The organism is Thermoleptolyngbya sp. M55_K2018_002, assembly GCF_015295965.1.
Classification (GTDB): Bacteria; Cyanobacteriota; Cyanobacteriia; order Elainellales; family Elainellaceae; genus Thermoleptolyngbya; species Thermoleptolyngbya sichuanensis.
Genome location: NZ_DVEA01000324.1, coordinates 1 through 8764 on the forward strand (window position 1 = coordinate 1; position 8764 = coordinate 8764).

5 protein-coding genes and 1 pseudogene are annotated in these 8764 nt (G+C 57.3%); 3 read left to right on the forward strand and 3 right to left on the reverse strand.

Annotated elements, in window-relative coordinates; translation table 11 throughout:
• Nucleotides 1–812, forward strand: a pseudogene (locus tag IGS51_RS16445) (hypothetical protein); the annotation flags it as partial.
• A 53-nt stretch (nucleotides 813–865) separates the two neighbouring features.
• Here the strand turns inward: IGS51_RS16445 and IGS51_RS16450 are convergent.
• The gene (locus tag IGS51_RS16450) at nucleotides 866–1357 is read right to left on the reverse strand and encodes a redox protein (protein WP_297079881.1); all 492 of its coding nucleotides are present in this window, start codon (nucleotides 1355–1357) and stop codon (nucleotides 866–868) included.
• A 214-nt stretch (nucleotides 1358–1571) separates the two neighbouring features.
• On the opposite strand from IGS51_RS16450, the gene IGS51_RS16455 reads away from it, so the two are divergent.
• Entirely contained in the window at nucleotides 1572–2456 is an 885-nt protein-coding gene (locus IGS51_RS16455) for a LysR family transcriptional regulator (protein WP_297079883.1), read from the forward strand.
• Here IGS51_RS16455 and IGS51_RS16460 read toward each other — a convergent pair.
• A complete protein-coding gene (locus IGS51_RS16460; protein ID WP_297079885.1) occupies nucleotides 2445–3356 on the reverse strand; it encodes a DMT family transporter in 912 nt (303 codons plus the stop codon). The genes IGS51_RS16455 and IGS51_RS16460 overlap by 12 nt on opposite strands.
• 489 nt (nucleotides 3357–3845) lie before the next feature.
• Between IGS51_RS16460 and IGS51_RS16465 the strand changes: the two genes are divergently transcribed.
• Nucleotides 3846–5573: a mechanosensitive ion channel family protein gene (locus IGS51_RS16465; RefSeq protein ID WP_297079887.1), complete on the forward strand. Its 1728-nt coding sequence runs from the start codon at nucleotides 3846–3848 to the stop codon at nucleotides 5571–5573.
• An 86-nt stretch (nucleotides 5574–5659) separates the two neighbouring features.
• On the opposite strand, the gene IGS51_RS16470 is transcribed toward IGS51_RS16465, so the two are convergent.
• A partial coding sequence (locus IGS51_RS16470; RefSeq protein WP_297079889.1) for a CHAT domain-containing protein occupies nucleotides 5660–8764 on the reverse strand: 3105 nt, incomplete at its 5' end.

Below are 8764 nucleotides of genomic sequence, written 5' to 3' on the forward strand. Positions count from 1 at the left end.
CTGCGACCCAGCCCGCCGCGCCCGTGCTGCTCGAACTGCCGTTTGGCGGCAAGCTTCCGCCTGCATCACAGGGCAGTCACGCTGGCGTTGCGGAGCCATATCGCCCCGCCGTAGCCCCCAGCCCCCATCCTGTTGCGCCGACGGTTTCTCACACCATTTCTCCCCGCCTTTCCCAGGGACTTGCGCCCGCTGTGTCCCCAAATGCCTCCTCAAGCGGGTCTGCGCCCATTTCCCTGACCCTCGCTCAAACCAGTTCATCACCCGCCGCGCCTGCTACGCCTGACCTGCCGGGTTTTCCGTTTGCGCCCCTGGCCGCGCCGCGCCACGCCACGGACCCTGCTCTGGCGCTGGGTATTTTGCGGGAGATCGAGGGCACGCTGCTGAGCTGGCAGCGAGAACTCCAGCGGCTCCAGCTTGAAATTCAAGAATTGCACATGGAGGGGCCGATTATCGACGGCTGGCTAGAGTCGCAGCCCACTACCCCGCCGCCGCCAGAGGCCGAGTTCATCCGCCATGCAGAAATCGACGCGCTGATGGGCTATGTGGAAACGATTTGCGACGCTGCGCCCGATGGCATGATTCACAAGTCTCCGCGAGCGGGCTATCGGCTCTGTGGGCTGGATGCAGACGGCAAGGTGTGGTCGCGGGAGTGCCCGCCGGAGCGCGTGCCCCAGGTGAGTCTGGCGATCGCCCGCTGCCAGAAGGTGCGCCAACTGGTGACCCGCAAGAACGACCTGGAATCGCGCCTCAGCAAACTGGCTGAGCATTTGGTATCGGTGCATAGCGAGTTAATCAGCCGCGATCGCCCTTAGTGGTCATAAGTGGTCATAAGTGGTCATAGCAGTAGCCGTAGTCGCCTTTTGAGCTAGGCGACCCGCAGTTGCACCCGGTCAAAGCCGTGCATTCTGGGGGGTGGCGCAGACTGCGACGTGACGCGCAGCAGCCGGGGAATCTCGCCACTGTTGTAGACCCGAAACTCGCTCTCCACCGTCGCGGCGGCGGTTCGCACGGCCTGGTTTAGCACGAGGGAGCCGTGGGGATCGGACACGGAGCGGTGAAACGTCCCCGGCGGAATCCGCAAAATCTCGCCGTTGGCCTCTAGCCGCACGATATGGAATGGGTAATCCCAGGAAAAGTTCACCAGATAGAACGTGCGACCCCCCGACAGCGCCAGCAGGTTGTCTTCCTGGTTGGGATGCATGTAAAACTGCCAGTGTCCGTCGTCGCTGTTGTTGGGGCTGACGGCAGGGCCCTCATGAAACACGAGGTCGCGGGCGTTGGAATTAGCGATGGTGATGTCGAAAAACCGAACGCTGGGCGTATCGCGGAATTTGCGGTAGGAAATCAGGTCAAACATGGTGGGTTAGCGATGAAGAAGGGCTGTTGCATTGCAACGCTGCGTTTCGGCTACCCTAACGCAGGGCTTTTGGCAGATACAAAACTTAAGGCGGGTTGCATCTATGCAAAAAGCGGATGGATGTGTCAAATTTCCCGTGCTATACCGTTTCACCGTGTGTCAGATTAGGGGCAGAGCGGTGGACAGTTTTTATGAACTTTTATGAACAACTTTTATGAACATTGACCAGTTGCGCGTGTTTGTGACCGTGGCCGAACTGGGCAGCTTTTCGACCGCAGCGCTCCATTTGGATGTGTCGCAATCTTCCGTGAGTCGGGCGATCGCCGCGCTGGAGGAGGAATTGGGCGTGTCGCTGCTCACCCGCGGCCGGTTTGGGGCACACCCGACGCAGCTTGGGGAGCGGGTGCTGGTGCAGGCGCAGCAGATTTTGCAGGCGCGAGAACGGATTGACTATGAAGTGAACCTGGCGCGGGGGTTGCAGGGCGGGCGCGTGCGGCTGGCTTCTTTTCGCAGTGCGGCGACCCACCTGCTGCCGCCGCGAATTGCCCAGTTTTGCCAGCGCTTTCCTCAGATCGAAGTGACGCTGACGGAAGACGACCCGGTAGCGGTGGAGCAGGCCCTCCGAGAAGGCGCGGTGGATATTGGGCTGGTGCCGCTGCCCCGGTCTGAGGAGTTCGACACCTGGGAAATTGGGCGAGATGAGTTTGTAGTGCTGCTGCCGCCTGGCCGCAGACCCGTGCCGGAGCCGCTTACTTGGGAGGTGCTGTCGCGGATGTCGTTTATTTTGTACAACTACGCTGAATGTACCTCTGCCGTGCGCGATCACTGGGAACGCTGGGGGCAGACGCTGCGGGTCGCCTACGAGGTCAAAGAAGATTCCACAATCGTCAGCATGGTGGCGCAGGGTTTGGGCGCGGCGATTTTGCCCCGACTGGCGGCGCTGCCGATTCCAGATGGCGTGCAGGTGCGATCGCTCCCAGTGCCGCTGGAGCGGGTGATCGGTGCTGCGGTCTTGGCAAACGTGCTGCATCCGCCCGCTGTGTTTGTGTTTCTAGACGCGCTCCGGGGCACGGGGCAGTTTCGCCAGTCAGCCGCGTGATCGAGATTTCAGGGCAAAATGCAGCCCCAGGATAATCAGGCTCATGCTGAACAGCATCAGGACGGTCATGGGCTGCCGAAAGAAGGCAAAGGCCAGCAGCGTTACGAAGATGGGAACGAGGCTGTAGACCGAACTGGAGGCGCGGGTGGGGCCGATGGCTTTGACGCTGAGGTTGTAGAGAAAATAGCCCAGACCTGATGCGCCCACGCCCATGTAGCCGAGGGAGGCGATCGCCGCTGGAGAGAGCCGCGCCACGGTGGCCCAATCTTCGCGCAGGCTCAGCAGCAATAGCCAGATCACGCCAAACCCGGCTGCATAGAAGCTGACTGTGAAGCCGGAATAGCGCTGACTCAGCACCTTGATCAGCAGCGAGTACACAACCCAACTCAGCACCGCGCACAGCATCAGCCCATCGCCCCGGTTGATTTGCAGCCCGATCAGGTTGCCGAGGTCGCCTTTGGACAGCAGCGCCAGCACACCCACTAGGGCGAGCGCCCCGCCAAGGTAGTTTTGCAGCGTCAGTCTTTCTCGAATGAACAGCGCCGCCGCGATGCCTGTGATCACTGGATTGAAGGCGTTGATGATGGCAGTGTTGGCGATCGCCGTATATCGCAGGCTGAGAAAGAAGAAAAAGTGATAGCCGACCACGCCGAATAAGCCCAGCAATGCAAGTAGAAAAACATCCTTTTTTTGCACCAGTAGCGATGATTTTTTGTAGTGAATCAGTAGGCTGGAGAGAAAGACTAGGGCAATCAGGTAACGCAGCAGCGTTGTCAGGATGGGACTGAGTTCGACCGTTGTAAATTTTCCAGCAATGAAGCTGCCTGCAAACAAAAGACTGGTCAGCGCGGTTAGTAAAATTGGCAGAAGGCGATCGCGCAGCATAATAACTTGATACACTACAAAAACTGAACCCAGACGTGACTCAGGGCATCCCTAAACGCGCAATCTGTGAGCGATTGATGTAATCTAGGTAACACTTCAGGGCGGTTTGGAAGGTTCTGAAGGTTAACTTGATGTTGCAGATGTTGCAGCAGATGTTGCATAGAATTATGTTGCATAGGATGCGGTTAAAGGGGATATTTTGTCAAAGTTTTAGTCCGTATTGTTCTAGTCCGTATTGAAGTTGTTTTTATCTCTGGCTTTTTAGAATACTTTTTTGAATTTACAGCCCGGTTGTTTCGTCAAAATGCGATTCAGATGCGAAATTTAAGTTTGTTTCAAAAACTGACTTTCAGGAAGAAACCCTGGAGCGCTTCTAGGAAAATGGGTTCATGGAACGGGCGATCGCACGCTCGATCTTCTTGGCTCAAAATTGGGATACAAGCGCTTAGCATCTTTCTTCTAACGCTGCTTTGGGCTGCTGCTCCCAGTCTGCTGGCTGGTAGTTTGCTAACTAGTAGTCCGCTGGCGAGTAGTCCGCTGGCTGATAGTCAGGTTGCGCCTGTTCATCTGCCTGTTCATCTGATTAATGCATCGAGCCACGCGCTAGAGATTGATGGTCTAGAAATCTTTGCGCCCAGATCAGAGCCGAAAGCAGAGGAACCTGCGGACGAGCCTCAGTCTGGGCAGCAGGATGCGTCTAGAGTGCCTCAGGGTGCAGCCGTGACCTTGGGCGGCAAAACCCTGTTTAACGTGGAAGCCTCGATCGGCACAAAATCCCGCGCTGAACGAGCCGCCGAAGCCTCCAGAGCAATTCGGTCGGCGGCAACGAATTCTCAGATTCCGCTAGAAGATTTTCGGTTGAATGATCTGCCCAATAATGGAGTGACGCAAATTCTGGCAGGCGAAGATTTGCTGATAGCTGTTACCCAAGCAGATGCAAATGTTGCTGAGATGTCGCGAGAAGCCCTAGCGCGACAGCATCTTGAAGAAATTAAAGACGGCGTGATTGAGTATCGCAACACGCGATCGCCCCAAAAGCTATTCGCAGGACTCGGCAAAACGGCGATCGCCACGCTCATCTTTGCGTTGCTGTTCTCTCTGATTAATCGTCTATTTAAGGGGATTGATCAAAAGATAGAATCTTCCGACCGATTTCGCATTCGCACTCTGCGTCTGGGCAGCCGAGAAATTCTGTCGGCACAGCAGGTCACCAACTATTTAACTCAGTTTTCTGGTCTGCTTAGAATCGTAGCGCTGCTGACGCTAATCTCAATCTTCATCAATACGGTTCTCTCGTTCTTCCCGGCAACGCAATCTGTTTCAATCGGCATTTTCTCGTCTATTTTTTCGGTTTTCAGTCAGCTGTTTTTCGGCTTCTTGGGATATCTGCCCAAGCTAATTTTTCTGGTCATCTTAGGATATGCCGCTATTTATTTAATGCGGTTCTCCAGATTTGTCTTTTCTGAAGTAGACAAGGGCGATCTCAGCATTCCAGGCTTTGATCGAGACTGGGCGGTTCCCACCGAGCGCATTGCCCAAATTCTGATTCTGGCGCTGTTTGCAGTCATTGCGTTTCCCTACTTGCCAGGAGCGGGCAGCGATGCCTTTCAGGGCATTTCAATCTTCTTGGGTATCCTAATTTCGCTGGGTTCCAGCTCGGCAATTGCTAACATCATCGCAGGCATCTTGTTGACCTATACTCGCGCTTTTAAGCTCGGTGACGAAGTGGAAATTGGTGACGTGGCGGGGACAGTGGTTGAAAAAGGGCTATTGGTGACTCGAATTCTCACCGATAAAAACTATTACGCCAGTATTCCCAACGCAGAAGTTCTGGGTACGACGGTGACCAATTTTCGTCAGGGCGGTTCGATGAGAGACGAAGCAGATGAGCCGCCAATGGTGTTTGTAGAAGTTGGTTTCCGATATGATGTGCCCTGGCAAATAGCCTACGAAGTTTTGGTTGAGGCAGCCAAAGAGACGAAGGACGTGTTGCCCGAACCAGAGCCGTTTGTGCGGAACATTGAGTTCGCAGAGCAGTGTGTGATTTACGAAATCAATGTGTTTACGAATAACTTCCGCGATGACGAGATGATCGAGTCCGATCTGCGGCGAAATATTCAAGGCAAGTGCTATGAACGTGGCATTGAGCTAGCGCCCTTGCAGCAATTTACCGTGGTGCGCCGCAACAGCAAATCGACATCGACCTTGCCGCGCAGCTTAAAGCAGAACTAGCCGGAGTCTGGAAATCGACATCGACCTTGCCGCGCAGCCTGAAGCAGCACTAGCCAGAGTCTGGTGCAAATCGTAAATCTACCGTGCTACCAGGGACTGCCAATCATCGTAAAGGCGGCCCAATAGTAGGGATGAGATAGGGCTTGTCCGCGCAGTTCGCTACTGCTGCTGGCGGGTAAGATCAGGTCGCCGACTCTGCCCAGCCCGCGCAGGCGACCCGCTTCGTCGATGCCCACTTCGCCCCGCGCCATCGCGACTTGGGCCTGGCGTAGCGCCTCTGCCTTGATCGGCGAGGTGGCCAGGTTTTCATAGAAGCGGGTCATTAGGGCAGTCGTGGCGGCATCGTTGACGTACCACAGGCTGGCGACGACGGTCTTTACGCCCGTTTGCACGGCCAGGCCGGCAAAGCCTAGTTCGGCTTGTTCATTGCCCAACGCGGTGCGGCAGGCGCTCAGCACCAGCATTTCGACGGGCGGGTCGTTCCAGCCGAGTTGTTTCACTTGATCCAGCCCCAGCCGTTCATCCCAGAACTGGATGTAGGACGCGCCGATGTTGCCCGCCACAAAGTCGGCGTGGGTGGCGAGGTGAATGATGCCGAAGGGCTGCTGCTGGCGGGCGGCGCGGAGGTTGGCCAGGGTGCTGCGCTCGTCTAGAAAAATCTGCCCGCGCCAGAGCTTTAGCACCAGCGCGTTTAGCTCGACGGGCACCGACGGCAGGGGGGCCTGACCCTGCGTGCTTTTGGACACGCCCATTGCCAGCATTTGGGTATTGCGAATATCGACGTAGCGCGTGTCGGTGAGGCTGAGGCTGGGCATGAGGCCGACGCTGTATTGCTCTACTAGGAACTGTTCGCCGTCGTGGAGTGCGGCGTAGGGTAAGGCTCTCAGACCGGCCGGCGGCAAGAATACTAGGTTTTCGACTTCGCGCTCGTCTAGCTCGGCTTTGATGGGCGCGACAAACCATTGGTATAGCTGCTGGGACGACCGCAGGTAGCGGGTGTTCAGCACGTTTGCGGGATTGGTGACTTCGTTGCGAAACTCCTGGGCGATCGCCATCACCTGGGCCCGGGTTGCGCCCTCGACGCGCTTGCGAATCAGGTTGTTTTGCGACGTGACGACCACTAGCTCAAGCTGATCGGTGTCATGGGGCGGCACGCTTTCGCGCAAAAGCCCCGACTGGGGTGGCACAAAGCTGATATAGACGAAACCAGGGCGGACTCCGGTGGCCTGTTCGATGGCATAGGCGATCGCCCGTCCATCGGACAGCGACAGCGGCCGCGTCGCCTCTAGCCCCAGAAATTCAATAAACTCGCTGCTGAATTCATCCTCAAAGTAGTAGATATCGGGTTCGATGCTGGGAAGCCAGGGTTCCCCAATCACGCCGATGTCCTCAAAGTCGTCCCCAAAGCCGTCCTCGCCCTCGTTGAATTCATTGTCAGTGCTGTTGCGCCGAGGCGGACGTACCGTACCGCCGCCGTTACCGCCGCCATTACCGCCACCATTACCACCGCCGTTACCACCACCATTACCGCCGCCGTTACCGCCATCATTCGACCTAGGTTGGACACTAACCTGCACCGGGCGAGCGGGGGAGCGACTGAGAACACCGCCCTGACCATTGGGGTCGGTTGCAACGACGCTAAACACGTCTAGCAGAAAAGTCAGATCATTGCCTGTGTTGGGCAGCGTCACGTCCAGACTGTCGCTGGGGCTGATCACGGTTCCCACCCCGACGGGCGACCCGTCGCGGGTGATGCTGACTCCGGGGGCGATCGCCGCAATTTGAAAACCAATCGTATCTCGGTCAGCATCGCTCCCCGACAATCCTAAGTTACTGACCAAAATCTGAATCGTTTGCCCTTGCTGCCCCGACCCTTGGTTGGAATTGAGAATGTCGAGGTTGGGGGCGCTGTTGACAGAATTAATAGTGATTCCAGGCGTGGTTGTGTTGATGCTGCCGTTGAACTCGACTGGAAACTGGCTGCTGCTGATGCTGCTGTTCCCGGTCGAGAGGCTGCCACGAGTGCCGTTGGGGGTTCCCGCCGCACCCACCACAAAATCGAAATTATCGGGGCCGCCTGCGTGGGTAATAGTAATCGTGCCGTTATTCAGCAGATTGCTGCCCTGGGTAGCGATGCTGGTTGCTTCGGACAGGCTCGCGTCTGCAATAATGCCCGTTACCTGGACGCGATCGCCCCTCAGCGTGACGTTCCCGCCTGCGCCCTCCGCAGAGGGAATTTCGGGCCCTGGGATGCTGCGAGTATCAATCGACTCGACCGTGACATTGCCCAGTTCGCTGATGACGTTTACCGGCCCCGCGCCAAAGCCCAGCGAGTTCTGCGTACTCAGCCGTGCTGCGGTAATGTCGCCTGATGCCCGGAGGCTGATTTGGCCTGTAGTCTCAAAGAGAAATCCGCCCGTGTCGAGATTTCCGGCCCGAATCGATGCACCAGAAATCAGCAAGTTGCGCCCCCCTGTTGTCAGGGTATTGCTGGTGCCCATGCTAAAGCTGCCTGCGCCATTGTTATCTGCATCCGCAACAAACTGAATCGTGCCGATGCCCGGCGTATCGTCGAGGAACAGATCCAGCCCGTCGATGAGGGTGATATCGTTGGTGGCTTGCAGGATAATATCGCCGCCAAAATTAAGCAGAGAATCGGCTGAGATGTTGATAGTTTGGTTTGGAAACTCACTGGCAAAAATGTCTGGCAGGGCAGCGCCGACCCCCGGAGAGTTGGGCAGGTCGCTGATGATGATGTTCAAGGGATCGAGCAGCAGCGTCCCCGCCCGACCGTTGGGCGCACTGGCATCCACCGTGCCGTCAAATCCCAGGCTGAGCTTGCCCGACACTTCTACCAAACCGCCGTTGCCGCTCTGACTGCCGCCTCTACTGCGGATCGTTCCTGAAAAGGCGGCGGCCTCGTCTGACCAGATGACGACTGGGCCGCCGTTGCCCGTGGCGATCGCATCGGCATTCAGGCTGGAGTCGGCGCTGACATAGGTGCGGCGGGCGTTGGGCACGCTTCCCCGTCCCTGATAGCCGCCGCCCATCTGAATTGGCCCGCCGCCCGTCGCGCCGCTGGTGTTGATTTCGGCATTGACGACCGCGAGGCGATCGCCCAGCACATTCACCGCGCCGCCCGTGCCACTGGGGGAACTGGCATCCAGCCGCCCGCTGGCGATCGTTGTGCC

Bases quoted from the DNA above. Each gene is read 5' to 3' on its own strand.
- IGS51_RS16455 (WP_297079883.1), top strand. From the start codon at position 1,572: ATGAACATTGACCAGTTGCGCGTGTTTGTGACCGTGGCCGAACTGGGC.
- IGS51_RS16450 (WP_297079881.1), bottom strand. From the start codon at position 1,357: ATGTTTGACCTGATTTCCTACCGCAAATTCCGCGATACGCCCAGCGTT.